The sequence below is a fragment of the Streptomyces stoeckheimensis genome, assembly GCF_045822005.1.
Taxonomy (GTDB): Bacteria; Actinomycetota; Actinomycetes; order Streptomycetales; family Streptomycetaceae; genus Streptomyces; species Streptomyces stoeckheimensis.
In genome coordinates this window covers 1,486,326-1,511,160 of record NZ_CP169550.1, presented here as the reverse complement: position 1 = coordinate 1,511,160, position 24,835 = coordinate 1,486,326, and the positions used below count along the sequence as shown (strand labels likewise).

The 24,835-nt window shown below is 72.8% G+C and carries 24 protein-coding genes, 1 pseudogene and 1 riboswitch; of the genes and pseudogenes, 15 read left to right on the top strand and 10 right to left on the bottom strand.

What is annotated here, in order from left to right; translation table 11 throughout:
- Nucleotides 1-107: 107 nt before the first annotated feature.
- A complete protein-coding gene (locus ACE1OC_RS07140; RefSeq protein ID WP_407836268.1) occupies nucleotides 108-1,346 on the top strand; it encodes a molybdopterin-dependent oxidoreductase in 1,239 nt (412 codons plus the stop codon).
- Nucleotides 1,343-1,777, top strand: a complete 435-nt coding sequence (locus ACE1OC_RS07135) for a hypothetical protein (RefSeq protein WP_407836267.1) — start codon at nucleotides 1,343-1,345, stop codon at nucleotides 1,775-1,777. Before ACE1OC_RS07140 ends, ACE1OC_RS07135 begins: the two co-directional genes overlap by 4 nt.
- A gap of 51 nt (nucleotides 1,778-1,828) precedes the next feature.
- Here ACE1OC_RS07135 and ACE1OC_RS07130 read toward each other — a convergent pair whose 3' ends face one another.
- A complete protein-coding gene (locus tag ACE1OC_RS07130) occupies nucleotides 1,829-2,698 on the bottom strand; it encodes an AraC family transcriptional regulator (RefSeq protein ID WP_407836266.1) in 870 nt (289 codons plus the stop codon).
- 86 nt (nucleotides 2,699-2,784) lie between these two features.
- On the opposite strand from ACE1OC_RS07130, the gene ACE1OC_RS07125 reads away from it, so the two are divergent.
- The gene (locus ACE1OC_RS07125; RefSeq protein ID WP_407836265.1) at nucleotides 2,785-3,900 is read left to right on the top strand and encodes a serine hydrolase domain-containing protein; all 1,116 of its coding nucleotides are present in this window, start codon (nucleotides 2,785-2,787) and stop codon (nucleotides 3,898-3,900) included.
- Nucleotides 3,901-4,002: 102 nt separating this feature from the next.
- Here the strand turns inward: ACE1OC_RS07125 and ACE1OC_RS07120 are convergent, their stop codons facing one another.
- From ACE1OC_RS07120 to ACE1OC_RS07110, 3 genes are read right to left on the bottom strand one after another with little or no spacing between them, the layout of a single operon-like run.
- Nucleotides 4,003-4,704: a class I SAM-dependent methyltransferase gene (locus ACE1OC_RS07120; RefSeq protein ID WP_407836264.1), complete on the bottom strand. Its 702-nt coding sequence runs from the start codon at nucleotides 4,702-4,704 to the stop codon at nucleotides 4,003-4,005.
- The gene (locus tag ACE1OC_RS07115) at nucleotides 4,701-5,324 is read right to left on the bottom strand and encodes a TIGR04282 family arsenosugar biosynthesis glycosyltransferase (protein ID WP_266962100.1); all 624 of its coding nucleotides are present in this window, start codon (nucleotides 5,322-5,324) and stop codon (nucleotides 4,701-4,703) included. Before ACE1OC_RS07115 ends, ACE1OC_RS07120 begins: the two co-directional genes overlap by 4 nt.
- Nucleotides 5,321-6,061 (bottom strand): glycosyltransferase family 2 protein, encoded by a 741-nt coding sequence (locus tag ACE1OC_RS07110; RefSeq protein ID WP_407836263.1) that lies wholly within the window; start codon nucleotides 6,059-6,061, stop codon nucleotides 5,321-5,323. Before ACE1OC_RS07110 ends, ACE1OC_RS07115 begins: the two co-directional genes overlap by 4 nt.
- 180 nt (nucleotides 6,062-6,241) lie before the next feature.
- Between ACE1OC_RS07110 and ACE1OC_RS07105 the strand changes: the two genes are divergently transcribed.
- Nucleotides 6,242-6,982: a response regulator gene (locus ACE1OC_RS07105; RefSeq protein WP_407841497.1), complete on the top strand. Its 741-nt coding sequence runs from the start codon at nucleotides 6,242-6,244 to the stop codon at nucleotides 6,980-6,982.
- Entirely contained in the window at nucleotides 6,979-8,139 is a 1,161-nt protein-coding gene (locus tag ACE1OC_RS07100; RefSeq protein WP_407836262.1) for a sensor histidine kinase, read from the top strand. The genes ACE1OC_RS07105 and ACE1OC_RS07100 overlap by 4 nt, the downstream gene beginning before the upstream one ends.
- A 122-nt stretch (nucleotides 8,140-8,261) precedes the next feature.
- On the opposite strand, the gene ACE1OC_RS07095 is transcribed toward ACE1OC_RS07100, so the two are convergent.
- On the bottom strand, nucleotides 8,262-9,284 hold the full coding sequence (locus ACE1OC_RS07095; protein ID WP_407836261.1) for an NAD-dependent epimerase/dehydratase family protein: 1,023 nt from the start codon (nucleotides 9,282-9,284) through the stop codon (nucleotides 8,262-8,264).
- 271 nt (nucleotides 9,285-9,555) lie between these two features.
- Here ACE1OC_RS07095 and ACE1OC_RS07090 point away from each other — a divergent pair, with 271 nt between their 5' ends.
- Nucleotides 9,556-9,909 (top strand): DUF805 domain-containing protein, encoded by a 354-nt coding sequence (locus tag ACE1OC_RS07090; protein ID WP_407841496.1) that lies wholly within the window; start codon nucleotides 9,556-9,558, stop codon nucleotides 9,907-9,909.
- Between the two features lie 237 nt (nucleotides 9,910-10,146).
- Nucleotides 10,147-12,369, top strand: a complete 2,223-nt coding sequence (locus ACE1OC_RS07085) for an NADP-dependent isocitrate dehydrogenase (protein ID WP_407836260.1) — start codon at nucleotides 10,147-10,149, stop codon at nucleotides 12,367-12,369.
- A 118-nt stretch (nucleotides 12,370-12,487) separates the two neighbouring features.
- Here the strand turns inward: ACE1OC_RS07085 and ACE1OC_RS07080 are convergent, their stop codons facing one another.
- Nucleotides 12,488-12,940 carry a hypothetical protein gene (locus ACE1OC_RS07080; protein WP_407836259.1) on the bottom strand — a complete coding sequence of 151 codons (453 nt, stop codon included), beginning with the start codon at nucleotides 12,938-12,940 and terminating at the stop codon, nucleotides 12,488-12,490.
- 289 nt (nucleotides 12,941-13,229) lie between these two features.
- Between ACE1OC_RS07080 and ACE1OC_RS07075 the strand changes: the two genes are divergently transcribed.
- From ACE1OC_RS07075 to ACE1OC_RS07065, 3 genes are all read left to right on the top strand, one after another.
- Nucleotides 13,230-14,945: a glycoside hydrolase family 71 protein gene (locus ACE1OC_RS07075; protein WP_407836258.1), complete on the top strand. Its 1,716-nt coding sequence runs from the start codon at nucleotides 13,230-13,232 to the stop codon at nucleotides 14,943-14,945.
- A 101-nt stretch (nucleotides 14,946-15,046) separates the two neighbouring features.
- A riboswitch (cobalamin riboswitch) is annotated at nucleotides 15,047-15,189 on the top strand.
- A 42-nt stretch (nucleotides 15,190-15,231) separates the two neighbouring features.
- The gene (locus tag ACE1OC_RS07070) at nucleotides 15,232-17,010 is read left to right on the top strand and encodes a ribonucleoside triphosphate reductase (protein WP_407836257.1); all 1,779 of its coding nucleotides are present in this window, start codon (nucleotides 15,232-15,234) and stop codon (nucleotides 17,008-17,010) included.
- The gene (locus tag ACE1OC_RS07065; RefSeq protein WP_407836256.1) at nucleotides 17,007-17,627 is read left to right on the top strand and encodes an anaerobic ribonucleoside-triphosphate reductase activating protein; all 621 of its coding nucleotides are present in this window, start codon (nucleotides 17,007-17,009) and stop codon (nucleotides 17,625-17,627) included. The genes ACE1OC_RS07070 and ACE1OC_RS07065 overlap by 4 nt, the downstream gene beginning before the upstream one ends.
- A 13-nt stretch (nucleotides 17,628-17,640) precedes the next feature.
- Here the strand turns inward: ACE1OC_RS07065 and ACE1OC_RS07060 are convergent, their stop codons facing one another.
- The gene (locus ACE1OC_RS07060; protein WP_407841495.1) at nucleotides 17,641-18,000 is read right to left on the bottom strand and encodes a YybH family protein; all 360 of its coding nucleotides are present in this window, start codon (nucleotides 17,998-18,000) and stop codon (nucleotides 17,641-17,643) included.
- On the opposite strand from ACE1OC_RS07060, the pseudogene ACE1OC_RS07055 reads away from it, so the two are divergent.
- From ACE1OC_RS07055 to ACE1OC_RS07045, 3 genes and pseudogenes are all read left to right on the top strand, one after another.
- A pseudogene (locus ACE1OC_RS07055) lies at nucleotides 17,956-18,075 on the top strand (LysR family transcriptional regulator); the annotation flags it as partial. The gene ACE1OC_RS07060 and the pseudogene ACE1OC_RS07055 sit on opposite strands and share 45 nt — an antisense overlap.
- A gap of 130 nt (nucleotides 18,076-18,205) precedes the next feature.
- Nucleotides 18,206-18,520, top strand: a complete 315-nt coding sequence (locus tag ACE1OC_RS07050) for a LysR substrate-binding domain-containing protein (protein WP_407841494.1) — start codon at nucleotides 18,206-18,208, stop codon at nucleotides 18,518-18,520.
- Nucleotides 18,521-18,558: 38 nt separating this feature from the next.
- On the top strand, nucleotides 18,559-19,788 hold the full coding sequence (locus ACE1OC_RS07045; RefSeq protein ID WP_407841493.1) for an aminotransferase class V-fold PLP-dependent enzyme: 1,230 nt from the start codon (nucleotides 18,559-18,561) through the stop codon (nucleotides 19,786-19,788).
- A 54-nt stretch (nucleotides 19,789-19,842) separates the two neighbouring features.
- Here the strand turns inward: ACE1OC_RS07045 and ACE1OC_RS07040 are convergent, their stop codons facing one another.
- Nucleotides 19,843-20,289, bottom strand: a complete 447-nt coding sequence (locus ACE1OC_RS07040; RefSeq protein WP_407836255.1) for a MarR family winged helix-turn-helix transcriptional regulator — start codon at nucleotides 20,287-20,289, stop codon at nucleotides 19,843-19,845.
- An 80-nt stretch (nucleotides 20,290-20,369) separates the two neighbouring features.
- Here ACE1OC_RS07040 and ACE1OC_RS07035 point away from each other — a divergent pair, with 80 nt between their 5' ends.
- The gene (locus tag ACE1OC_RS07035) at nucleotides 20,370-21,287 is read left to right on the top strand and encodes an alpha/beta hydrolase (RefSeq protein ID WP_407836254.1); all 918 of its coding nucleotides are present in this window, start codon (nucleotides 20,370-20,372) and stop codon (nucleotides 21,285-21,287) included.
- A gap of 48 nt (nucleotides 21,288-21,335) precedes the next feature.
- On the opposite strand, the gene ACE1OC_RS07030 is transcribed toward ACE1OC_RS07035, so the two are convergent.
- Nucleotides 21,336-22,454 carry a fatty acid desaturase family protein gene (locus tag ACE1OC_RS07030; RefSeq protein ID WP_407836253.1) on the bottom strand — a complete coding sequence of 373 codons (1,119 nt, stop codon included), beginning with the start codon at nucleotides 22,452-22,454 and terminating at the stop codon, nucleotides 21,336-21,338.
- A gap of 7 nt (nucleotides 22,455-22,461) precedes the next feature.
- The gene (locus tag ACE1OC_RS07025) at nucleotides 22,462-23,535 is read right to left on the bottom strand and encodes a ferredoxin reductase (protein WP_407836252.1); all 1,074 of its coding nucleotides are present in this window, start codon (nucleotides 23,533-23,535) and stop codon (nucleotides 22,462-22,464) included.
- Between the two features lie 86 nt (nucleotides 23,536-23,621).
- Here ACE1OC_RS07025 and ACE1OC_RS07020 point away from each other — a divergent pair, with 86 nt between their 5' ends.
- Nucleotides 23,622-24,761, top strand: a complete 1,140-nt coding sequence (locus ACE1OC_RS07020; protein WP_407836251.1) for a PucR family transcriptional regulator — start codon at nucleotides 23,622-23,624, stop codon at nucleotides 24,759-24,761.
- Nucleotides 24,762-24,835 lie beyond the last annotated feature (74 nt).

The window sequence follows — 24,835 nt, the reverse complement described above, 5'->3', positions numbered from 1 at the left end:
AGCCTGGCAGCGCGGGGCGCCGCCGGGCGGGCGACCCGGCCCGGCGTCCGCGTTTCGTAAGGTGTCGGGCCGCCCGCGCGGGGCCCGGCGGCGCTCTCATGGAGGGCATGACTCCGCCGCCGCCCCCGCCCCCACCTCCGGCCACGCCGCCACCGCCTCCGGCCACGCCGCCACCGCCGCCGCCCCTGCCGCCTGCTCCGCCCGAACCCGCCTCCCGCTTCCCCTTCCGGCCGCCTTCCTTCGGCGGCCGCCTGCACGACGCCCGGACCGCCGCCTCCCTCGGCCGCTGGCTCGGCGCGGCCTTCGCCGTCTGCTTCCTGACCGGCCTGATCAGCCACTACCTCCAGCACCCGCCCGGCTGGGCCGCGGACTCGCTGCCCAGCCGCCCGGTCTGGGGCTACCGGCTGAGCCAGGGCCTGCACATCGCCACCGGGCTCGCGGCGATCGTGCTGCTCCTGGCGAAACTGTGGACGGTGTACCCGAGGCTGTTCGTGTGGCCCCCGGTGCGTGGTGTCCGGCACGGGCTGGAACGCCTGTCGGTGGCGGTGCTCGTGGCCTCCGCCGTCCTCCAGGTCTTCACCGGACTCCTCAACATCGCCGAGTGGTACCCCTGGCCGTTCGGCTTCATCCAGACGCACTTCGCCCTCGCCTGGGTGGTGACCGGCTCGCTGCTCCTCCACATCGCCGTCAAAGCACCCGAGATCAGGGCCCATTGGAGCCGCCGTTCCCCCGGAACGCTCCAACTGCCCTCCCGGGACGGCCCGGACCGGCGCTCCCTGATGCTCGGCGTCGGCGCGGCCGTCGGAGCCGTCACCCTCGTCACCGTCGGACAGTCCTTCACCCCGCTGAAGCGGCTCGACCTGCTCGCACCCCGGCACCCCGACCACGGACCGCAAGGGCTCCCGGTCAATCGCACGGCCGCGGCGGCCGGCGTCACCGAACGGGCGGTACGGGCCTGGCGGCTGGAGGTGCGGGGCCCCACCCCCTACACCCTGACGCTCGATCAACTCCGCGCCCTGCCACGGGCGCACGCGCGGCTGCCGATCGCGTGCGTGGAGGGCTGGAGCGTGGAAGCGCGCTGGAGCGGAGTACGGATCCGCGACCTGATGGCGCGGGCCGGTGCCCCGGCCGGGGCCGGGCTGAGGGTCACCTCGCTGGAGACGGGCGGCGCGTACCGGGTGATGGACATGGGCCGGGACTACGCCGAGGACCCGCTGACCCTGCTCGCACTGGAACTGAACGGCCAGGTCCTGACCGCCGACCACGGCTACCCGGCACGTGTCATCGCGCCGAACCGGCCCGGAGTCCTGCAAACCAAATGGGTCACCCTGATGGAGGTGCTGTGAAGGGCGTGCGGCTGCTCCTGGGCGGCGCCGGGCTGCTGCTGATCGCGATCGGCGGACGGCTGCTGGCGGACCTGCCCGACCCGTTCGACGTGCTGGTGTGGATGGGCGGGGCGCTCGTCCTGCACGACGGGATCATCGCGCCCCTCGTCCTGGCGGCCGGCCTCGCGGTCGCCGCCGTGCCCGCGCGGGGTCTCGTACGGGGAGCCCTGCTGACGGCGGGCGCGCTCGTCCTGGTCACCCTGCCCCTGCTGCTGCGACCGGGGACGCCGCCGAACCCGTCGGCCCTGCCGCTGCCGTACGGGCGGAACCTGCTCCTGGTGCTCGTCGCGGTGGCGGTGGCCGCCGGGGTGACGGCGGTCGCCGGCCGGTGGCGGCGTTCACGGTCCCGGACCTCCGGCGCCGCCGCGCGGGCCGACGGGCCGGCCGAGTGACGGGCCGGCCGAGTGACGGGCCGGCGGAGTGACGGGCGGCTCGGCGTGGCGTCAGGCGCTGCCCCGCTCGACCGGGATCCACAGCTGGGAGTCGGTCGCCGCGCCGATCTCCACCGGCCGCGTCCGCAGGAGCTCCGGACCCGGCCGGCTCGTGTACGGGTTCGAGGGGAACCACTGGGTGAACACGTCGCGCCACAGATCCTGGAGGGCGCTCGGGTAGGGCCCGTGGTCGTCGAAGACCGCCCAGGTCCCGGCCGGTACGTCGAGGGCGTCGAGCTCCTCGGCGCTCGTCCCGGGGTCGGTCACCACGCCGACCCAGTAGTCCACCTCGGCGCCCTCCCCCCGGCTGTCGGTCAGGTGCACCACCGCCGACAGGACCCCCTCCGGCTCCAGGCCGGCCAGCTCCTTCATCCGTACGACCGTCCGCTCGTCCAGGCTCTCCACATGGGCCGTGGCGGCCGCGTTGGTCCCGTCGTGCACGAGGGGCACCCGGGCCTTCCTGCCGAGGACCCGGAACGGCTCCTTCTCCACGATCCGGTACCGCATGGTCGTGCTTCCTTCGACGACGACGCGGAAGGACATGCGCGGCTGCGCCGTGAGCACCGCGCCCGTGCGCCGGGCCTCGCCCGGCCCGATGCCGTGCACCGACCGGAACGCCCGGGCGAACGCCTCGCCCGAGCCGTACCCGTACCGCACCGCGACGTCGAGCAGCGTCAGCTCCCCGGCCAGCACCTCGGCCCCGGCGAGCGTCATCCGCCGGCGCCGTACGTAGACCGGGAGCGGCATCCCGGCGAGCGCGGAGAACAGCCGGCGGAAGTGGTACTCCGACACGGCGGCGATCCGGGCCACCTCGGCCATGTCGATGTCCTGGTCGAGGCGGGACTCCAGGTGTTCCAACGCCTGGTTCAGCCGCTCCAGCACGCTGTCCGTCCTTCCGTTGCCACCCGACACATCCCGTGCGGGAATTGTCGGGCGGCACGACGCGGCGCTGCCCGAGGCTTACCCCCATGAACGACATTAAGGGATATTGCGAGCCGCGGTTCGGCGCGGTCCACGAGGCACTTGCAGGGTTGCTCGCCAAGGAGGACGTGGGCGCCTCGGCGGCCGTCTACCTCGACGGCGAGCCGGTGGTCGACCTCTGGGGCGGGTACGCCGATGCGGACCGTTCCGTCGGCTGGGAGCGCTCCACCCTCGCCTGCGTGAACTCGACGACCAAGAACATGACGGCCCTGTGCGCGCTGATCCTGGCCGACCGGGGCCTGCTCGATCCGTCCGCGCCGGTCGCCGCCTACTGGCCCGAGTTCGCCGCGGCGGGCAAGGAGGGCGTGCTGGTACGGCACGTCCTGTCGCACACCGCGGGACTGCCGGACCTGCCCGGGCTGCGGTCGGTCGCGGAGCTGTACGACTGGGAGGCCGTGACGGCGGGGCTGGCCGCGCAGGCGCCCGCATGGGAACCGGGAACGGCCGCCGGCTATCACGCGCTCACCTTCGGGTTCCTCGTGGGCGAGATCGTCCGCCGCATCACCGGCCGCGGTGTCGGTGCGTTCTTCGCGGAGGAAGTGGCCGGGCCGTTGGGCGCGGACTTCCACATCGGGCTCCCCGCGGAGCACGACCACCGCGTCGCACCGCTGATCCCGCCGCCGTCCCTGACCGACGATTACGCGGCCAGCGCGCCGCCCGGACCGGACGGCGCACCCCGGGAGAACACCGGTGTCGCCGTCCGGGTCCGGGACGTCAACGCGCCGGCCTGGCGCCGTGCGCAGATCCCCGCGGTGAACGGCTACGGCAACGCCCGCTCCGTCGCCCTGGTCCAGTCGGTCCTGGCGAACCGGGGAACGGCCGGTGGGGTGAGGCTGCTGTCTCCCCGGGGGTGCGAGCCCGCCTGGCAGGAGGTGTTCAGCGGTGCGGACCGGGTGCTGGGGACGCCGATGTCCTGGACGGCGGGCTTCGGGAAGTTCGGCAACACCTTCGGCTGGGGCGGCTGGGGAGGTTCGCTCGTCGTGAGCGATCCCGACGCACGGATGACGGTGGCCTACGTCATGAACCGGATGATCGACCGGGAGCGGCAGCGGGACGACCGCGGCATGGAGATCGTCATGGCCGCGTACGGCGGACTGCACTGACGGCGGACCGCACTGACGGCGGACCGCACTGACGGCGGACCGCACTGACGGCGGACCGCACCGACGACGGACCGCACCGCCGGCGGCCTACGGGGCTGCGGTCTACGGGGCTGCGGCCCCGCGCGTCAGCAGGGTGAAGGCCCGGCCCGCCGCCTTCCACCGGCCGGCCGGCACCCAGTCCGCGGCCGCCGCCTGCCGGGCCAGGGCCGCCGGGCCGACGCGAGCCCAGGCGAACGGCGCCCCGAGGCCGCCGCGGCCGTCGGCCACCCGGACCTCGCAGCGTTCGTCCACGTCGGCCCCGCCCTCCGCCTGCGCGCACTCCACGATCAGCGAGCCGGTCACCGCGAGCACCTCCGCCGTCCGGCGCAGCAGCGCGGCGGGGTCGCCGCCGATGCCGATGTTCCCGTCGATGAGCAGTGCCGTGTCCCAACGGCCTTCGCCGGGAAGGGGGTCGAAGACCGACCGGTGCAGGGCGGCGGCGCCCGAGCGGGCGGTCCGGGCCACCGCCTCCGGGCTGACGTCGATGCCCAGGGCCCGGTGTCCACGGGAGGCGAGCGCGGAGACCAGCCGGCCGGGGCCGCAGCCGATGTCGAGGACGGCGCCCCGGCAGTGGTCCAGCACCGTCCGGTCGGCGCCGTCCGGAGCCTCGCACCAGCGCTCCACGTCCAGCGGGAGCAGCCACCCGTCGCCCCGTCGCAGGTAGAGCGGCCCCCGGCCGCGGCGCAGGGCCACCGTGTACGGATCGGCCGACCAGGCGGTGGCCGGACCGCCGGCCCGGGCCACGCCCGAGGTGAGCGTGGTCATCGCAGGACCGGCCGGGTGAGGTCCGCCAGCCGCGCGGCGAAGGCGCCCGCCGGGGCCTCGGCGGCGACCAGGCGGGCATCCCCGGCGGTGTCGACGTCCCGCAGGACGGGCAGCCGGCCGGTGCGCAGCCCGGCCGCGCGCAGCCGTTCGTACTGGACCGCGCCCGTCTCGGGGACCGACATCGGTACGCCGCGCAGCAGCGCGGGGTCCGGGACGGCCAGTCCGAGCGCCCAGAACCCGCCGTCGACGGCGGGCCCGAACCAGGCCCCGTACGCCGACCAGTCGACGTCCAGCAGCTCCGGCGTGACCTGCGGGGTGTCCATGCCGATCAGCAGGGCGGGCCCGCTGCAGGCCCCGAACGCGGCGGCGAGCCGCAGGTCCAGGCTCCCGGCGCACTGCGGGAGCACCTCGAAGCCGGGCGGCAGCCAGGGGCCGGGCCGGCCCTCCAGGACCAGGACCCGGCGCCGAGCGGGGGCCGCGGCCACGGCGGCGAGGGTGTCGGCGAGCGCGGCCTCGGCCAGCGCGGCCGCTTCGGCCGGGGTGAACGGCGGGGTGAGCCGGGTCTTGACCCGGCCCGGGACCGGCTCCTTCGCGATCACCAGCAGGGTGGTCGTGCTCATCGCCCACCGCCGGAGGGTGCGCCCGCACCGCCGGAGGAGGCGCCCGCACCGGCCCGGCCGGCGGGGGCATCGGGCGGCTGTGCCAGGACCCGGCTCATGTCGCGCACCGCCTGCCAGGTGCCCCGCCAGGTGCCCGTCACCTTCGACTTCCCCGAGCGCGGCAGGTACGGCACGTCCACCTCCCGGATCCGCCAGCCCGCGTCCGCGGCCCGGACCACCATCTGCAGCGGGTAGCCGGAGCGCCGGTCCGACAGGTCCAGCCCGAGCAGGGCCTCCCGGCGCGCGGCCCGCATGGGGCCCAGATCGCGCAGCCGCAGTCCGGTCCGCCTGCGTAGCAGCCGGGCCAGCGCCAGGTTCCCGGCCCGGGCGTGCGCGGGCCAGGCGCCGCGGCCCTGCGGACGGCGACGGCCGAGCACCAGATCGGCCTCGCCCGCGGTGACGGCCGCCACGAAACCGGTCAGCAGCCCGGGGTCCAGCGAGGCGTCGCAGTCGCAGAAGCAGACGAGGTCCGCCTCGGCGGCGAGCAGCCCGGCGTGGCAGGCGGCGCCGAAACCGCGCCGGGACTCGGTGACCACGGTCGCGCCGAGGGCCCGCGCGAGCTCGGCGGAGCCGTCGGTGGAACCGTTGTCCACGACCAGGGCCCGCCAGCCGTCCGGGATGCGTGCGAGGACCCAGGGCAGGGCCTCGGCCTCGTTCAGACAGGGGAGTACGACGTCTACCGTCACGGTTTCGCTCACGGTGTCACCGTAGGAACCGCGGCCCGGCAAAAGGGCCGTGGACTCCTTACGAAACGCGGACGTCGCCCCCGTGGACGCGCTCCGGGGGCCGGGCCCGCGCCCGTGAGTGGGAGGCTGGACGGTATGAGCGGTGACGGCGTGAGCGGCGGCAGCAGCAGTAAGAGTGGCGGTGGCGGTGGCATGGCGGAGCCGGTGCCCGCGCGGATCCTGGTCGTCGACGACGACCCGACGGTGGCGGAGGTCGTCACCGGCTACCTGAGGCGCGCCGGCTACGCGGTGGAGAGCGTCGCGGACGGCCCGGCGGCGCTCGCCCGCGCCGCTGCGTTCCGGCCGGACCTGGTCGTACTGGACCTCATGCTGCCGGGTCTGGACGGGCTGGAGGTGTGCCGCAGGCTCCGCGCGGCGGGCCCGGTGCCCGTGATCATGCTGACCGCGCGGGGCGACGAGGACGACCGGATCGCGGGACTGGAACGGGGCGCCGACGACTACGTCACGAAACCGTTCAGTCCGCGCGAGCTGGTCCTGCGGGTCTCCTCCGTGCTGCGGCGCGCCGCGGCGGCCGGAGCCGCGACGGCCTCGGTCTCCGGCGGGGGAGGGGCCCGGCTCACGGCCGCCGGGATCACACTCGATCCGACCACCCACCGGGCCGCCAAGGACGGGCGCGAACTCTCGCTCACGGTCCGGGAGTTCGACCTGCTCGCGCACTTCCTCCGGCACCCCGGGCAGGCGCACGGACGGGAGGAGCTGATGCGCGAGGTGTGGGGCTGGGACTTCGGCGACCTGTCGACGGTGACGGTGCACGTACGCCGCCTGCGCGCCAAGGTCGAGGAGGACCCGGGGCGGCCGAAGCTGATCCAGACGGTCTGGGGCGTCGGCTACCGCTTCGAACCGGAAGGGCCGCACGAGGGGGCCGCGGCATGAAGGACATCCTGCTCATCGCGCTGTTCGCGTTCGGCGGGGCCGTGTGCGCGGGGGCGCTCGGCGCGCTCGTGCTGCGGCTGGTGCGGCACCGGTCGGTCGCGGTGTCCCTGACGGTGATCGCCGCCGTGACGGTGACCGCGATGCTGGCCGGGACGCTCGCCGTGGCCCAGGCGATGTTCCTCTCCCGGCACGACCTCGGGGTGGTCACCCTGGTAGTGGCGATGGCGGCGGTGGTCTCCCTGGCCGTGGCCCTGCTGCTGGGGCGGTGGGTGGTGGCCCGCAGCCGGGAACTGTCGCTGGCCGCACGGGACTTCGGTGACGGCGGCAGCTTCGCGGCGCCGCCGGGACTGGCGACGGCGGAACTGGCCTCGCTGTCACGGGAGTTGGCGGCGACCAGCGAGAAGCTGGCGGTCTCCCGGGAGCGGGAGCGTGCGCTCGAGACCTCGCGGCGGGAGCTGGTGGCCTGGATCTCGCACGATCTGCGGACCCCGCTGGCGGGTCTGCGGGCGATGTCCGAGGCGCTGGAGGACGGCATGGCGGAGGATCCGGCGCGCTACCACCGGCAGATCCGCACCGAGGTGGACCGGCTGAACTCCATGGTCGGGGACCTCTTCGAACTGTCCCGCATCCACGCGGGGGCGCTGGCGCTGAGCCCGAGCCGGATGTCCGTGTACGACCTGGTCGGCGATGCGCTGTCCGGGGTGCACCCGCTGGCGCGGGAGCGCGGGGTGCGGCTCGACGGCGGAGCGGTGGACCGGGTGCCGGTGGAGGTGGACGGCAAGGAGATGACGCGGGTCCTGGCCAACCTGCTGATCAACGCGATCCGGCACACGCCCGCGGACGGCACGGTGGCGATCGCGGCGTCGGTTCGGGCGGCCGGGGACGCGGTGGTGGTGTCCGTGACGGACGGCTGTGGGGGGATTCCGGCGGAGGACCTGCCGAGGGTCTTCGACACGGGCTGGCGGGGCTCCCAGGCGCGGACGCCTCCGTCCGGGGTGGCGCCGGCGGGCGTGGCCTCGGTGCCGGCGCCTCCGGCCGGGGCGGGGCTGGGGCTGGCGATCGTACGGGGGATCGTGGAGGCGCACGCGGGGCGGGCGGCGGTGCGGAACGTTCCCGGAGGGTGCCGGTTCGAGGTGACCTTGCCGCTGCCGGCCTGAGGCCGGCCGGGGCCGGTGGCGCTCCGCGTCGTGGGCGGGTGCGGCGCCGTTGCCGGGGGCCCGGTCCCCGGACCCCCGCTCCTCAAACGCCGGAGGGGCTGATTTTGCCTGCGGACGCCCGGTCAGGTGGAGGGGCGTTGGGCGGCCCGCGCGAAGTCCGTCATGCCTGCCGCGAAGTCGACGCCCGGGCGCCAGCCCAGCTCCGTGCGCAGGCGCCGGGAGTCGGCCGTGATGTGGCGGACGTCGCCGAGCCGGAACGCGCCGGTGACCACGGGGTCGGGGCCGCCGTGGGCCGCGGCCAGCTCGGTGGCCATGTCGCCGACCGTGTGCGGGGTTCCGCTGCCGGTGTTGTAGGCGGTGCACACGCCCTGCGGCGTCGGGGCCTCCAGGGCCAGGGCGTTGGCCTGCGCGACGTCCGTCACGTGCACGAAGTCCCGCCGCTGGCCGCCGTCCTCGTACACCTGCGGGGCCTCGCCCCGCGCCAGCGAGGAGCGGAAGAAGGAGGCCACGCCCGCGTACGGGGTGTCGCGCGGCATCCCCGGCCCGTACACGTTGTGGTAGCGCAGCGACACCGCCCGGCCGTCCACACAGCGCGCCCAGGAGGCCGCCAGGTGTTCCTGGGCCAGCTTCGTGGTCGCGTACACGTTGCGCGGATCCGTCGGGGCGTCCTCGGCCACCAGCCCGGGCGTCAGCTCCGAGTCGCAGACGGGGCAGTGCGGTTCGAAGCGGCCGGCGGCCAGGTCCGCCACGCGGCGCGGGCCCGGGCGCACGACGCCGTGGCGCGGGCACTCGTACCGGCCCTCGCCGTAGACCACCATCGACCCGGCGAGGACCAGGCTCCGGACCCCGCCCTCCGCCATCGCGGCGAGCAGCACCGCCGTGCCGAGGTCGTTGTGGGAGACGTACGCCGGGGCGTCCGCGAAGTCCTTGCCGAGGCCGACCATCGCGGCCTGGTGGCAGACGGAGTCCACCCCGCGCAGGGCCCGGCGTACGGCCTCGGGGTCGCGGACGTCCGCCCGCACGAACTCGGCGCCGTCCGCCGGGGGGACGAGGTCCAGGACGAGGGGATCGTGGCCGCGAAGACGCAGAGTGGTAACGATGTGGGAGCCGATGAACCCGGATCCGCCGGTGACGAGTACGCGCATGACCGGGACGTTACGGACTACCGGGACGCGGAGGAGGCTCCCACGCCCCTCCGTAAGACTTCCGTCACCCCATTTCGTCACGGGCGGTGAGCGGATGGGGGCAGGGGGTCTCAAGTTGCGCCCGGTACCAGGGTGTTTAAGCAGCCGAGCGGCGAAAAGTAACGCTTTTGGTGCCTTGCCAACTGGCTTGACCGCGACGTAAGCGGGGCATAAGTTCTGCCCCGGCTCGCTCCATCAGGACCGGCCCACGACCCGTCTCTTGGGGGGACTCATGCACTACTACATCGACGTTCTGAAGAAGTACGCCGTCTTCTCCGGCCGCGCCCGCCGCCAGGAATACTGGATGTTCCTCCTCTTCGACATCGCGGCCCTGATCATCGTGTCCATCATCGACGCGCTCGCCGGCACCACGCCGCTGCTCTACGCGCTCTACGCGCTGGCCACGTTCCTCCCGAGCCTGGGCGTCAGCATCCGCCGCCTGCACGACCAGGGCAAGTCCGGCTGGTGGATCCTCGTCGGCTTCATCCCGCTCGTCGGCTGGATCTGGGTGATCGTCCTGATGGCCACCGAGGGCCAGCCGAACCCGAACCAGTACGGCCCGAGCCCGAAGGCCGTCCACGCCTGAGCAGGCCCGTAACCGGTAGTGCCCGAGCGTCGTCACTGGCTGAAAGCAGCCGGTGGCGGCGCTCTCGGCGTTTCCGGGCGGCCGGGGCGGCCCGGGGGCGGGTCCCGGACACCGGGAGTGACGCGCGTCTCGCACGGGCTTGCGCCGGGGGGCTGTCCAGACAGGCCCGATCACGAGATATCTTGATGTCGAGCAATGTTGCAGACGAGAGACGCAGACTGTGGAGCGGAGCATCCGGTGACTGACTCGACCATCATCTACACGCACACTGACGAGGCCCCGGCCCTCGCGACGTATTCCTTCCTGCCTGTGATCCAGGCGTACGCGTCGACGGCCGGTGTGAATGTCGAGACCCGTGACATCTCCCTGGCAGGTCGGATCATCGCCAGCTTCCCCGAGTACCTGGAAGAGGGCCAGCGGATCGCGGACGCCCTCGCCGAGCTCGGCGAACTGGCGAAGACGCCCGAGGCCAACATCATCAAGCTGCCCAACGTCTCGGCGTCGATCCCGCAGCTCAAGGCCGCGGTAGCCGAGCTCCAGGGCCAGGGCTACGCGCTTCCGGACTACCCGGACGACCCGAAGAGCGACGAGGAGCGCGAGAACCGCGCCCGTTACGACAAGATCAAGGGCAGCGCCGTCAACCCGGTCCTGCGCGAGGGCAACTCCGACCGCCGCGCCCCCGCCTCGGTCAAGAACTACGCCAAGGCGCACCCGCACCGCATGGGCGCCTGGACCACCGAGTCGAAGACGAACGTCGCCACCATGGGCGAGAACGACTTCCGCTCCACCGAGAAGTCCGCCGTGATCGCCGAGGCCGGCACGCTGCGCATCGAGCACGTCGACGCCGACGGCGCCGTCACGGTGCTGCGCGACTCCGTACCGGTGCTCGCCGGCGAGGTCGTGGACGCGTCCGTGCTGCACGTCGACGCGCTGCGCACCTTCCTCAACGACCAGATCGAGCGTGCCAAGGCCGAGGGCGTCCTGTTCTCCGTGCACCTCAAGGCCACGATGATGAAGGTCTCCGACCCGATCATCTTCGGCCACGTGGTCCGCGCCTTCTTCCCGAAGACCTTCGCCCGCTACGGCGAGACCCTGGCGGCCGCCGGCCTGTCCCCGAACGACGGCCTCGGCACCATCCTGAAGGGCCTGGGCGCGCTGCCCGACGCCGACGCGATCAAGGCCTCCTTCGACGCCGAGATCGCCGAGGGCCCGGCCCTCGCGATGGTGGACTCCGACAAGGGCATCACCAACCTGCACGTCCCGTCCGACGTCATCGTCGACGCCTCGATGCCGGCCATGATCCGCACCTCCGGCCACATGTGGGGCCCGGACGGCGCCGAGGCCGACACGCTCGCCGTCCTCCCGGACAGCAGCTACGCCGGTGTCTACCAGGTCGTCATCGACGACTGCCGCGCGCACGGCGCGTACGACCCGTCCACGATGGGCTCGGTGCCGAACGTCGGCCTCATGGCCCAGAAGGCCGAGGAGTACGGCAGCCACGACAAGACCTTCGAGCTGGCCGCCGCCGGCACCGTCCGCGTCGTCGACGCCGCCTCGGGCGCCACGGTCATCGAGCAGGAGGTCGCCGCCGGCGACATCTTCCGCGCCTGCCAGACCAAGGACGCGCCGATCCAGGACTGGGTCAAGCTCGCCGTCACCCGTGCCCGCGCCACCGGCGTCCCGGCCGTCTTCTGGCTCGACGAGGGCCGCGCGCACGACGCGCAGCTGATCGCCAAGGTGAAGACGTACCTCGCCGACCACGACACCGACGGTCTGACCATCAAGATCCTGTCCCCGGTCGAGGCCACCGCGTACTCCCTGGAGCGCATCCGCCGCGGCGAGGACACCATCTCGGTGACCGGCAACGTGCTGCGCGACTACCTGACCGACCTGTTCCCGATCCTGGAGCTGGGCACCAGCGCCAAGATGCTGTCGGTCGTCCCGCTGATGAACGGCGGCGGCCTCTTCGAGACCGGCGCCGGCGGCTCCGCCCCGAAGCACGTCCAGCAGCTCGTCAAGGAGAACTACCTCCGCTGGGACTCCCTCGGCGAGTTCCTCGCGCTGGCCGTCTCCTTCGAGCACCTCGCCACCACCACCGGCAACGCCCGCGCCCAGGTGCTGGCCGACACCCTGGACCGGGCGACCGGCACCTTCCTCAACGAGGACAAGTCGCCGAGCCGCAAGCTGGGCGGCATCGACAACCGCGGCAGCCACTTCTACCTCGCCCTGTACTGGGCGCAGGAGCTGTCGCGCCAGACCGAGGACCCGAAGCTGGCCGCCGCCTTCGACCCGCTGGCCAAGACGCTGGCCGAGTCCGAGGAGAAGATCGTCGGCGAGCTCATCGCCGTCCAGGGCGCCCCAGCGGAGATCGGCGGCTACTACCAGCCCGACGCCGCCAAGGCCTCGGCGATCATGCGGCCGTCCGCGACGCTGAACGCGGCGCTCGCGCTCCTCGGCTGAGGTCCCTCGGGACTGAGGTCAGCCAGGGCTGAGGTCCCTCAGGACTGAGGTCCACCGCATCCACGGGTCCGCCCCGGTCGGCAATCGCCGGCCGGGGCGGACCCGTTCGTGCGTCCGGTCAGAGCCGGTGCACCTGATCCGGAGCGAAGGCCAGCGGGTCGGGCCCGGCGGCCAGCACCCGCAGCCCGGGAGCCGCGGCGAGCAGCTCGCGCAGCCACTCCAGGGCCTCGGACGCGAGGTGCTCGCAGCCGTCGAGGACGAGCAGCATGTCGCGCTCCGCCAGCCACGACGCCGCGTTCGTCGTCCCGCACGGCAGGAACGGCATGCCCGGTACGCAACCCAGCGAGGCCGTCAGGTCGCGGACCCCGAATACGCGGTCCATGGACACCACGGCCACGCCGTCGTAGAAATTGGACGAGAGCCGTTGCCCTATCTCCCGCACCAATTGGCTCCGGGGCTCGCGGGACCGTCCGGTGACGGTCAGCACTTTGCCCCGCCGCACGGCGGTGAAAAGACGGGACAGCTCCGCGGAGGCCACCGGGAACGTACCGGCTCCTCTGGAATCCCTCATCGGCACGATGCCCCCCTGCATGCGTGACCAGCTGCGGCAAGAGTGTTGTTTCAAGCCGCATGCAGATGATTATGCGCCAGTTCTATCGGATGGCCAGGGGAATTCCCTATTCCGGCGAAAAGCCCGTGGCGCCCGATGATCGCAGGAGATGTACACCCGACGCGGCTTTGTCCATTCCCGCGGCCCAGCCCCCCGGGGAACGGTTGTCCGGGGGCCCGGAATCCGCTGTACTGCTGCTGTGCCGCCCGATGTACGGGCATGGCGCGGCACATACGGGGGAGGGGTCAGGATGAGTGCGGACCGGCATCGGGCAGGGCGGGGCGCGAGACCCGCGTCGCACCGGCGCCGTGCGGGCTTCCGTCGCCGAAGACCGCTGCTGAGCCTCTTCCTTTCCGCCTTCTTCCTCGTCGGCGTCTGCGCCGCGACGGGCATCGCCTGGGAGCCGCGCACCGTCGCCGACGCGCGGGCCCGCTCCGGACCCGGCCCGGCGGACACCCTGCCCGGGACCCCCGGCATCGGCCCCGTGCCGACCGCCACCGGCCCCGTCGCCACCGGCCCGGTCGCGAGCGCCCCGCAGAGTCCCGGCGGGCAGGCCCCGGACCCGAAGGCCCAGGGGGCCGGCTCGGGCGACGCAGTGCGCCCCACGGGGGCCCTGCCCTTCGACATGCCGCAGCCGGCCGTCCTGCGCTCCGGTGCCGCCGGCAAGAAGCTGGTCTTCGCCCACTACTTCACCCCGTACCCGCTCTCCCTGGACAACGTCGGCGCCGACGCCGACTACTACACCCGCAACTACCTGAAGCCGGACGGCGAGAACGGCAAGCACGAGCGCTACGGCGGCCTGCTCCGCGACCGCCCGCTGCCCGTCCCGCCCCAGGCCGGGGACTGGGAGCTCGTCAACCTCCGGCAGGAGGTCCGCACGGCCCGCGCCGCCGGCATCGACGGATTCACCCTCGACCTGCTCTCCCTGACCGGGAAGAACCGGGAACGCTCCAACCTCCTGATGGAAGCCGCCCGTTCGGTGGATCCGGCCTTCAAGGTCATGCTGATGCCGGACATGACCTCCCTGGGCACCGACGACCCGGTCGTGCTCGCCGACCTCCTCGCGGAACTCGGCAAGGCCCCGTCCGCCCACCGGCTCCCCGACGGCCGGCTGGTCGTCTCGCCGTTCAAGGCGGAGGAGAAGAGCGTCGCCTGGTGGACCGGGGTCATGGACGCCTTGAAGTCCCGGCACGGCATCCGCACCGCCTTCGTCCCGCTCTTCCTCGACTTCGGCGCGCACAGCGGTGAGTTCGAGCCCATCAGCTACGGATTCTCCGAGTGGGGCAGTCGCAGCTACGTCGGCCAGGAGAGCTCCACGCGCGACGTCCGGCGCGCCCACGCCGCGGGCAAGATCTGGATGCAGCCCGTATCGGTCCAGGACGCCCGCCCCAACCAGGGCATCTACGACGAGGCGGGCAACACCGCGACCCTGCGCGCCACATGGAACCGCGCCATCGAGGACGGGGCCGACTGGGTGCAACTCACCACGTGGAACGACTACAGCGAGGGCAGCCAGTTCGCGCCCTCCCTGCACAACGGCCATGCCTACCTGGACCTTTCCTCCTACTACCTCACCCGGTTCAAGACGGGCGGCTGGCCGAAAATCGTCCGAGACACGCTGTACCTGAGCTCGCGCACCCAGTTCGCCGCCGCGGACCCGAGCGGCGGCCAGTCCCTCGTGATGTCCCTGCGGGGCGGCAGCGCCGCGGCCCGGGACACGGTGGAGGTGCTGAGCTTCCTGACCGCGCCCGCGAGCATCCGTACGACCGTGGGGGCGGCCGAGGACGCGCACGCGGCCCCGGCCGGGGTCCACTCCGAGCTGCTGCCCCTGGGTCCGGGCGTCGGCGCGGCGTCCGTGGTGCGGGGCGGCAAGGCCGGGGCCCGGGTGGAGCTGCGCTACCGGGTGGACCGGACGGTGGAGGTCCAGGACCTCCAGTACTACGCCGCCACCAGCGGCCGGAGCTGAGTCCGCAGGGCTCCGGGGCCGGTCCGTAGGGGCTGAAGTCCCTTGCCCCGGGACCTTCGTCACCCCATATGTAGTGGTGGCGCTCTGCTGTCACATCTATATGTAGTGTTGGCTCTGCCGGTTCGGCGGGGCCTCTCCCCGACCGAGGCAACAGGGAACCCGGTGGGAATCCGGGACTGCCCCGCAACGGTTACGTCCGCCACGGCGGACGAGTCCGACACCTGCCGGCACGGGCTTTCGGTAAAGCCCGCCATTCTTCCGTGCCGAGCCTCGTGGGAGGGCTGCCGTGACTGCTGTCGTCGATGCCGTAGAGACCGTGACCGAATACCTGGACCGCCGGGACTGGCGGGTGAACGCCAACGCCAACCAGGGCTATTCGCTCGGCGGACTCATTCTCAACGCCGCGGGCAAGGTCACCGCGAACTACTGGCTGGAGCAGGTCTATCCCGCCGCCGTGGCCCGCGCCCACCGCGAGGGCGACCTCCACCTCCACGACCTGGACATGCTCTCCGGCTACTGCGCCGGCTGGTCCCTGCGCACCCTGCTCACCGAGGGCTTCAACGGGGTCCCCGGCCAGATCGACTCCGCCCCGCCCAAGCACCTGTCCTCGGCCGTCGGCCAGATCGTGAACTTCCTCGGCACCCTGCAGAACGAATGGGCGGGCGCCCAGGCCTTCTCCTCCTTCGACACCTGCCTCGCCCCGTACGTCCGCCTCGACGCGATGACGTACGACCAGGTCAGGCAGTGCATCCAGGAGCTCGTGCACAACCTCAAGGTGCCCTCGCGCTGGGGCACCCAGACCCCCTTCACCAACCTCACCTTCGACTGGACCTGCCCCGAGGACCTGCGCGCGCAGATCCCGGTGGTCGCGGGGGAGGAGACCGGCTTCACCTACGGCGAGCTCCAGGCCGAGATGGACATGATCAACCGGGCGTACATCGAGGTGATGACGCAAGGCGACGCCGCCGGGCGGGTGTTCACCTTCCCCATCCCGACCTACAACATCACCCGCGACTTCCCCTGGGAGAGCGAGAACGCCGAGCGGCTCTTCGCGATGACCGCCAAGTACGGGCTCCCGTACTTCCAGAACTTCATCAACTCCGAGCTCGAACCCCACATGATCCGCTCCATGTGCTGCCGGCTCCAGCTCGACCTGACCGAGCTGGTCAAGCGCGGCAACGGCCTCTTCGGCAGCGCCGAGCAGACCGGCTCGCTCGGCGTGGTCACCCTCAACTGCGCCCGGCTCGGGCATCTTTGCGCGGGCGACGAGACGCGGCTGCTGGCCGAGGTGGACCGGCTGTGCGAGCTCGCCAAGGACAGCCTCGAACTCAAGCGGATCACCGTCCAGAACCTGATCGACGGCGGTCTCTTCCCCTACACCAAGCGGTACTTGGGCACCCTGCGTAACCACTTCTCCACCATCGGGGTCAACGGCGTCAACGAGATGGTCCGCAACTTCAGCGGGGACGCGTACGACATCACCGATCCCGAGGGGCACGCCCTCGCCGTCCGCCTCCTGGACCGGGTCCGGGCCCGGATGGTCGACTTCCAGGAGAGCACCGGCCACCTGTACAACCTGGAGGCCACACCCGCCGAGGGCACGACGTACCGCTTCGCGAAGGAGGACCGGGCCCGCTTCCCCGGCATCCTCCAGGCCGGCACCGACGCCAACCCGTACTACACCAACTCCTCGCAGCTGCCCGTCGGCTGGACCGACGACCCCTTCGAGGCGCTGGAACGCCAGGACGAACTGCAGGGCAAGTACACGGGCGGCACCGTCCTGCACCTGTACACCCCCGAGCGGATCCCGACGGCGGAGGCCTGCCGCACGCTGGTCCGCCGCTCGCTGGAGACCTTCCGGCTCCCGTACCTGACGGTGACCCCGACCTTCTCCATCTGCGCGGACCACGGCTACCTGGCGGGGGAGCAGCCCCATTGCCCCACGTGCGGGGCGGCGTGCGAGGTCTGGACCCGGGTCATGGGCTACCACCGCCCGGTGTCCTCCTTCAACACCGGCAAGAAGGGCGAACACGCCGAGCGCGTCCACTTCAAGGCGGCGGTGTGACCGGCGAAGGGGCCGGCGACGTCATCCGCATCGGCGGCTGGTCCCGGCTGTCCACCTGCGACTGGCCCGGCCGGCTGGTCACCACCGTCTTCTGTCAGGGCTGCCCCTGGCGGTGCGGCTACTGCCACAACCCCGGCCTGCTGCCCGCCCGGGCCCCCGCCGCCGTCTCCTGGAACGAGGTGCTCGGCCACCTCGCCCGGCGGACGGGGCTGCTCGACGGGATCGTCTTCTCGGGCGGGGAACCGCTGCTCCAGCGCGGCCTGCCCCAGGCCGTACGGGAGGCCCGCGCGCTGGGCCTGGAGGTCGGCCTCCACACCGGGGGAGCCTTCCCCCGGCGCCTGGCCCGGCTGCTGGACGCGGACCTGCTGGACTGGGTCGGCTTCGACGTCAAGGCTCCGCCCGGCCGCTACGAACGGGTCACCGGCGTCGGCCACGCGGCCGCCTCGGCGGAGCGCAGTCTGCGCCTCCTGCTCGCCTCGGGGGTTCCCCACCAGCTCCGCACCACGGTGGACCCGGCCCTCCTGGACGCTCCGGACATGGCCGACCTGGACGACTGGCTCGCGGACCTGGGCGGGACCCCGACGCACCGGCAGACCGTGCGCCCCCCGGCGGCCTAGGTGTATTGCCTCGTCAGGCCCTCTCCTGCGGATCCCGCCCGGCCCGCGCGGGGGCGAACTCGGGCTGGTCCAGGAGGCGGAGCCAGCTTCCGTCGCTCTGGCGGCGGACCACCTGGGCGCGGGCGCCCGTGCCGTCGCTCGGCGGCGTGGAGGTCAGCGCGATCCCGTCGCTGACCAGCGTGGGCAGCGGCGGCTCGGGCTCGAACCGGGGCCGCCGTTCCAGGACCTGCTGCCACAGGACCCGGATGGCCTCCCGGCCCACCGTCAGCTCCCCGGGCGGGAACCCCTCTTCGACGCCCTCGCGGCCTTTCACCGGGCCCACCCCGGCGTGGAGCTCGCGCTGCTGGAGGACAACTCCGACCGGCTGGTGCAGGCCGTGCGCGCCGGCTCCGTCGACCTCGCCCTCGTGGGAACCGCCGCCACCACCCCCGACGGACTGGAGGCCCTCACCCTCGTCAGCGAGCGCCTGGTCGTCGCGGTCCCGGCAGGGCACCCCCTGGCCGTGGCGGACCGGTCACCCTCCGCGACCTCGGCGGGTACCCGGTCATCTGCGTGCCCCGGGCACCGGGCTGCGTCCGGTGCTCGACCAGGCCTGCGCAGGACAGGGGCTGCGGCCCGCGATCGCCCTGGAGGCCGGCGCCGCCGATGCCGTGGCGGACCTCGCGGCGCGCGGCCTCGGGGTCGCCGTTCTGAGCGCCTCGATGGCCGATTCCTACCGCGACCGGCTCACCGCCCGGACCATCGAGGACGGGGAGATCCCGGCCCTGCTCTCGCTGGTCTGGCGCGACACCCGCGGTCCCGCGGTACGGGAGCTGCTCCTGCGGTGCCGTCGGGCCTTCGCTCCCGTGATGGCCGGAGGAGGGGCTGTCGCTCCGACGGGGGGCGGGGCATGATCGTCCCGACAGCCGCGCCGCACACACGGAGGTCCCACGTGACCCAGCCCGCCGAGCCGACCGACCGCACCGACCGCGTCGACCCCGACGACGCCACCGGGCAGGCCGGGGCCGCCTCACGCAGCGGGTCGATACGCCGCCCCGCCGAATTCCCGGGCGGGCGGGAGCTGTTCCGGCTCTCCCCCGACGTCGGCCACCTGAACCACGGGTCGTTCGGCGCGGTGCCCGTCCCCGTCCAGGAGGCGCAGGCCGCCCTCCGGGCGCAGGCGCACGCCGACCCGGACGCCTTCTTCATCGGCGCCCCCGACCGGCTCGTCGAGGCCCGGTCCCGGATCGCCGCCCGGCTCGGCGCCGACCGGGACGGGATCGCCTTCGTGTCCAACGCCACCGAGGCCGCCAACGTGGCCCTCGACGCCGTGGAGTTCGCCGCAGGGGACGAGATCCTGGTCACCGACCACGGCTACGGCACGGTCGTCGCGGCCGCGGCCCGGCGCGCCCCGCTCACCACCGTGGCCCTGGGCACCGACCTGCCCGACGAGGACGCCGTACGGGAAGCCGTGCTGGCCGGGGTCACCCCGCGGACCCGGGTCGCCGTACTCGACCACATCAGCTCGCCCACCGCCCGGCTCATCGCCTCCCCCCGGCTGCTGGCCGAACTCGCCGAGCGGGGCGTCACCACCATCGTGGACGGCGCCCACGCCCCCGGGATGATTCCCGACCCGCTGGGCGGGGGCGCCGACTTCTGGTTCGGCAACCTCCACAAATGGGCCTACGCCCCGTCCGGTACCGCGCTGCTGGCCGTCGCCCCGCGCCATCGCGAGCGGGTCCGGCCGCCGGTGCCCTCCTGGGAAGCGCACTACGGCTTCCCGCGTTCCGTGGAGAACCGCGCCACCTACGACTACACCGGCTGGCTCGCCGCCCCGGACGGGCTCGACCTGCTGGAGGAACTCGACGCCGCCAAGGTGCGGGCGCACAACAGCGCCCTCGCCGCCTACGGTGCGGCCCTGCTCGCGGAGATCCCCGGAATCACCCCGCTCCCGTACACCGAGGGCCTCGCCCTGCGCACGCTGCGGCTGCCGCCCGGGGTGGCCGAGACCCCGGACGCCTCCCGCGAACTGCGCGAGCGGATCGCGGCCGAGCAGCGGATCCGGGTACTGATCTGGCCCTGGCCGGGCGGCGGCGGGATCCGGGTGAGCGGGCAGATCTACAACCGGGCCGAGGAGTACGAGCGGCTCGCCGAGGTACTGCCCGCCTACCTCCGCCCGTAGCCGTACGGGACGGGCCCGGGCGTCCGGGCGGCACGCGCGTCCGGGAGGCACGGCTTAGGCCGTGCCTCCCGGTGCGCCCTCCAGGCTCCTGCGCAGCAGGGCGACGGTGGACGCCAGCTGCTCCAGCGCGCCGGGCGTCAGGGGCTCGGCGAGCAGGGAGCGCAGGCCGTCCTCGAAGGTGGGCGTGGCCGCGGCCAGCAGCCCGGCTCCCTCGGGGGTCAGCTCCAGCAGGGACGAGCGGCGGTTCTCGGGATTGGGCCGCCGGACCACCCAGCCGGCGGCCTCCAGGCGATCCACGCCCTTGCTGGTCGCGCCGACGGTGATCGCGGCCTCCTCGGCCAGGTCGTTGACCCGGCAGTCGTCCCGGCCGTCGATGATGCGCAGGAACTCGAACTGCCCCATCGTCAGACCGTGCTCGGCGCGCAGTCGTTCGCCCAGCGCGTTGTAGAGCCTGATCTCGCAGCGGACGAGGTCCATGAACACCTGCGCCAGGTCGGTCACACTCTGCTCCAGATTCTCGGGAATGATATTCCTAGGAATATAGTTCCTGGTGAAGAACAACGCGTCACCGGGAGGGTCTCATGAGCAAGGTGCAGCGCGCGACGATCGACGCCCTGATGCGGCAGGCCCCGTTCGACGGCAGCCTCCCGCCGGAGCGGATGCGCAAGGACTTCGAGGCCCAGATGACCTCGGGCCCGGCTCCGGCCGGGGTGACCGTCATCCCCTCCGTCCTCGGAGGGCGTCCCGCCCTGACCGTCGAACCCGAGGGTGGCGCCGCCACCGGGACGATCCTCTACTTCCACGGCGGAGCATGGGTCTTCGGCTCACCCGCCACGGCCCTGAACCTCACCGCCGCACTGGTGCGCCGTACCGGAGCCCGCGCCGTTTCGGTCGACTACCGTCTCGCCCCCGAGCACCCCTTCCCCGCCGCGGTCGAGGACGGCCTCGCCGCCTACCGCGAGCTGCTGGACCAGGGCGTTCCGGCCGAGCGGATCGTCCTGGCCGGGGAGTCGGCCGGCGGCGCCCTCGGCATCATCACCCTGCTCGCCGCCCGCGAGGCCGGACTGCCGATGCCGGCCGCCGCGGTCGCCTTCTCCCCGGGCCTGGACGCCACCCTCTCGGGCGAGAGCATGACCACGAAGCACGACGCCGACCCGTTGTTCTCCCGGGCCGAGCTGGCCACCGTCTTCGCCCACCACCTGGCCGGACAGGACCCCGCCCAGCCGCTGCTGAGCCCGGCCCTCCACGCCGACCCGGCCGGACTGCCCCCGCTGCTGCTCCAGGCCGGTTCCAACGAGGTCCTGCTGGACGACTCCACCCGGTTCGCCGCCCGTGCGGCCGAGGCCGGGGTCGATGTCCGGCTCGACGTCACCGAGGACGTCCCCCACGTCTTCCAGGCCTTCGAGGGCCTGCTGGACGAGGCCGACGCGGCCCTGGACCGCGCCGGACGCTTCCTCACCGACGCACTGGCCGACGCCGACGCCGACTCGCGCCGCTAGCGCCTGCCTCCTCGACGAGTCGGCCGCAGACGGTGGCCGAACCGGGAATCAGGCCGCGACGAGCTCCCGCTCGCGGTCCGGCGTCTTGACCCTGGGCTTCTTGTTCGGCAGCGAGAGCCGGAAGACCTTGTGCCACGCGGAGAACACCTGCTTGGGCAGCGGCCCGGTGACGTACTCCAGCTCGTACTTGTCGAACAGCGCGCGCACCTTCACCGCGACCTCGGCGTACCGGTTGCTCGGCAGGTCCGGGAACAGGTGGTGCTCGATCTGGTGCGACAGGTTGCCGGTCATGAAGTGCATGGCCTTGCTGCCGCTGATGTTCGCCGAGCCCATCATCTGCCGCAGGTACCACTGGCCGCGGGTCTCGCCCTTGATCGACCGGCGCTCGAAGACCTGCACGCCCTCGGGGAAGTGCCCGCACATGATCACCGAGTGGGTCCAGATGTTGCGGACCAGGTTCGCGGTGAACGTGGCGGCGAGCGTGGGGAGGAACGACGGGCCCGACAGCAGCGGGTGGATCACGTAGTCCTTGAGCACCTGCTTGCGGATCTTGCGGCCCACGGCCTTGGCCCGCGCGCGGAACTCCGGGTTCTTGCGGCGGCGCTTGTGGAGGTTCTTGCCGAGCTCCAGGTCGTACGCCGCGATGCCGTACTCGAAGAAGCAGGCGTTGAGGAAGTTCCACAGCGGCTGGCCGAGGTGGAACGGGTGCCACCTCTGGTCCTCGTCGACGCGCATGATGCCGTAGCCGAGGTCGTTGTCCTTGCCGATCACGTTGGTGTACGTGTGGTGCAGCTCGTTGTGCGAGTGCTTCCACTGGTCGGACGGCGAGACGTGGTCCCACTCCCAGGTGGTGGAGTGGATCTTCGGGTCCCGCATCCAGTCCCACTGGCCGTGCAGGATGTTGTGGCCGATCTCCATGTTGTCCATGATCTTCGCCACGGACAGGCCGGCGGTGCCGATCAGCCACGCGGGCGGGAAGATCGAGAACAGCAGTACGCCCCTGCTGACCAGCTCGAGCTTGCGCTGCGCCGAGATGACCTTGCGGATGTAGGCGGCGTCCTTCTCACCGCGGTCGGCGATCACCTCGTCACGGATCGCGTCCAGCTCGCGGCCGAGCTCCTCGATCTGCTCCGCGGTCAGGTGTGCGGTGGGGTCGATGGCGGTCAAGGTGCTCCTACCGTTCGATGGTGCAAGGGCCCGCCGCGGCGGACACGCAGGTCTGGATGAGGACGCCCGGCTCGGCCTCGGTGATATCGCCGGTGCGCAGGTCGCGGACGGCGCCCGACGTGAGCGGCGTGACGCAGCCGAAGCAGATGCCCATGCGGCACCCGGAGGGCATGAGCACGCCGGCCTCCTCGCCGACGTCCAGCAACGGCGTGGAGCCGTCCGCGTCGACGGACTTGCCGCTGGCGCCGAACGTGACCTCGCCGCCCTCGCTGCCCTCGCCGGCGACGACGATGCCGGGGCGGAAGCGCTCGGTGTGCAGGCGCTCTCGTACGCCGTGCTCGGTCCAGTGCTCTTCGGCGGCGTCGAGCAGGCCCGCGGGTCCGCAGGCCCAGGTCTCGCGCTCGGCCCAGTCGGGCACGAGTTCGTCGAGACGGGCGATGTCGAGCATTCCGTCCGTGTCGGTGTGCACCTCGGTGAGCCGCAGCTTCTCGTCCGCGACCAGGCCGTGCAGCTCGCTGCGGAAGATCACGTCTTGCGGCTGTGGCGCGCTGTGGACCATGACCGTGTCGTCGGAGTAGTCGAACTCGGTGTCGCGCAGCATGCCCATCACGGGCGTGATGCCGCTGCCGGCCGTCAGGTAGAGCACCTTGGCGGGCTTGGCCTGCGGCAGTACGAAGTCACCGGTCGGCTGGTCGAGCTGGATCAGCGTGCCCGGTTTCGCCCGGCGGACCAGGTGGTTGCTGACCTTGCCGTCCGGGATCGCCTTCACGGTGATCGTGACGCGGCCGTCCCGGCGGTTCGTCGGCGAGGTGAGGGAGTAGGCGCGCCACAGGCGCACCCCGTCGACGTCGACCCCGATCCGCACGTACTGACCGGCCGTGTGGCCGCGCCAGCCCCGCCCCGGCCTGATCACGATGGTCGCGGCGTCACCCGTCTCCGGGTGCACGGCCTCGATGCGCCCACGCAGGTCGGCGCCCGCACGCAGCGGGCTGACCAGGTCGAGGTAGTCGGACGGCAGCAGCGGCGTCGTGACCATCTCCAGCAGTTTCCACGCCCTGCTGCGGAGGGCTGTACTCGTCATGACCCCAGCTTGGTATGCGCCAAGGCGTAAAGTCCTAACCGCAGGACGTAAATCTGGTCGGCTGAATTGTTCGCAGGGAACAAAACGTGAGTCATGCAAGCAGGAGGGCCAGCGAGCTGGCCCTGGATGAGACGACGGTCGCCGCACTTCGGGGCGCGCTGAAGAACACCGCCGACGAGGTCGTCCAGGCGATCATCGACGAGGTCCATCCCTACGCCAACGCCCTTTCGGGCCGCATGGGCGCCACCATCCGCCGATCCGTACGCACCGCCCTGGGGCACTATCTGGACCTCGCCACCGGGAACGCCACGGGCGGCGACGCCGGTGACGCGGCCTACGAACTGGGCCGCGGCGAGGTGCGCGACGGCCGTTCGATGGACGCCCTGCTCAGCGCCTACCGCGTCGGCGCCCGCGTGGCCTGGCGATGCCTGGCAGCGGGTGCCGTACCCGCAGGTCTGCCCGCCGCCGAGGTCGCCAAGTTCGCCGAGCTGACCTTCGCCTACATCGACGAGCTCTCCGCCGCGAGCGCCGCGGGCCACGCCGACGAGCTGGCCGCCCGGGGCAGGGCCCACGAGCGCCACCTGGAACACCTGGCCCGAGATCTCCTCGCCGGCGCGAGCACGGACGTCCTGCTCGCCTCCGTTCAACGGGCCGGGTGGCAGCCACCGGTTTCGCTGACCGCGGTCCTGCTGCCCGCCGCCCAGGCCCGGCCCGCCTACCGCACGCTCGACCCGAACACCCTCGTCCTCGACGATCTGCCGGACGCCACCGGTGTGCTGCTCGTCCCCGATGCCGACCGAGCACACCTCTTGCGGCAGCTGACCGACCGCACCGCCGTGGTCGGCCCGGCCCGGCCATGGACTCGCGCGTCCGCCTCGTACGCACGAGCCGTACGCGCCCGCTCCCTCTCCTCCGACATCCGCGACACCGAGGACCACCTGCCCGAGCTGGTGCTGAGCGCCGATGCGGACGCGTTCGCGGACCTGCGCGCCCGAGCCCTCGAACCGCTGCGGACCTTGCCCGTCACGACCGCCCGGCGACTGGAGGAGACGCTGCGGGCCTGGCTGCTGCACCAGGGCAGGCGGGACGAGGTGGCGGCGGCCCTGTTCGTCCATCCCCAGACGGTCCGCTACCGCATGGCACAGCTGCGGGAGCTCTTCCCGGACCTCGCATCGCCACAGCGGGTCCTCGAACTGACACTGGCGGTCGGCCCTCGGGCCTGCTGACGCGCCCTGGATACGGCGGCCCTCAACGCCGGGGCCCACAAGCAGCGCAACGCTGCATGCGTCACGAAGGCCGG

Bases quoted from the DNA above. Each gene is read 5' to 3' on its own strand.
- ACE1OC_RS07075 (WP_407836258.1), top strand. From the start codon at position 13,230: ATGAGTGCGGACCGGCATCGGGCAGGGCGGGGCGCGAGACCCGCGTCG.
- ACE1OC_RS07100 (WP_407836262.1), top strand. From the start codon at position 6,979: ATGAAGGACATCCTGCTCATCGCGCTGTTCGCGTTCGGCGGGGCCGTG.
- ACE1OC_RS07125 (WP_407836265.1), top strand. From the start codon at position 2,785: ATGAACGACATTAAGGGATATTGCGAGCCGCGGTTCGGCGCGGTCCAC.
- ACE1OC_RS07090 (WP_407841496.1), top strand. From the start codon at position 9,556: ATGCACTACTACATCGACGTTCTGAAGAAGTACGCCGTCTTCTCCGGC.
- ACE1OC_RS07115 (WP_266962100.1), bottom strand. From the start codon at position 5,324: ATGAGCACGACCACCCTGCTGGTGATCGCGAAGGAGCCGGTCCCGGGC.
- ACE1OC_RS07035 (WP_407836254.1), top strand. From the start codon at position 20,370: ATGAGCAAGGTGCAGCGCGCGACGATCGACGCCCTGATGCGGCAGGCC.
- ACE1OC_RS07140 (WP_407836268.1), top strand. From the start codon at position 108: ATGACTCCGCCGCCGCCCCCGCCCCCACCTCCGGCCACGCCGCCACCG.
- ACE1OC_RS07080 (WP_407836259.1), bottom strand. From the start codon at position 12,940: ATGAGGGATTCCAGAGGAGCCGGTACGTTCCCGGTGGCCTCCGCGGAG.
- ACE1OC_RS07095 (WP_407836261.1), bottom strand. From the start codon at position 9,284: ATGCGCGTACTCGTCACCGGCGGATCCGGGTTCATCGGCTCCCACATC.
- ACE1OC_RS07105 (WP_407841497.1), top strand. From the start codon at position 6,242: ATGGCGGAGCCGGTGCCCGCGCGGATCCTGGTCGTCGACGACGACCCG.
- ACE1OC_RS07120 (WP_407836264.1), bottom strand. From the start codon at position 4,704: ATGACCACGCTCACCTCGGGCGTGGCCCGGGCCGGCGGTCCGGCCACC.
- ACE1OC_RS07025 (WP_407836252.1), bottom strand. From the start codon at position 23,535: ATGACGAGTACAGCCCTCCGCAGCAGGGCGTGGAAACTGCTGGAGATG.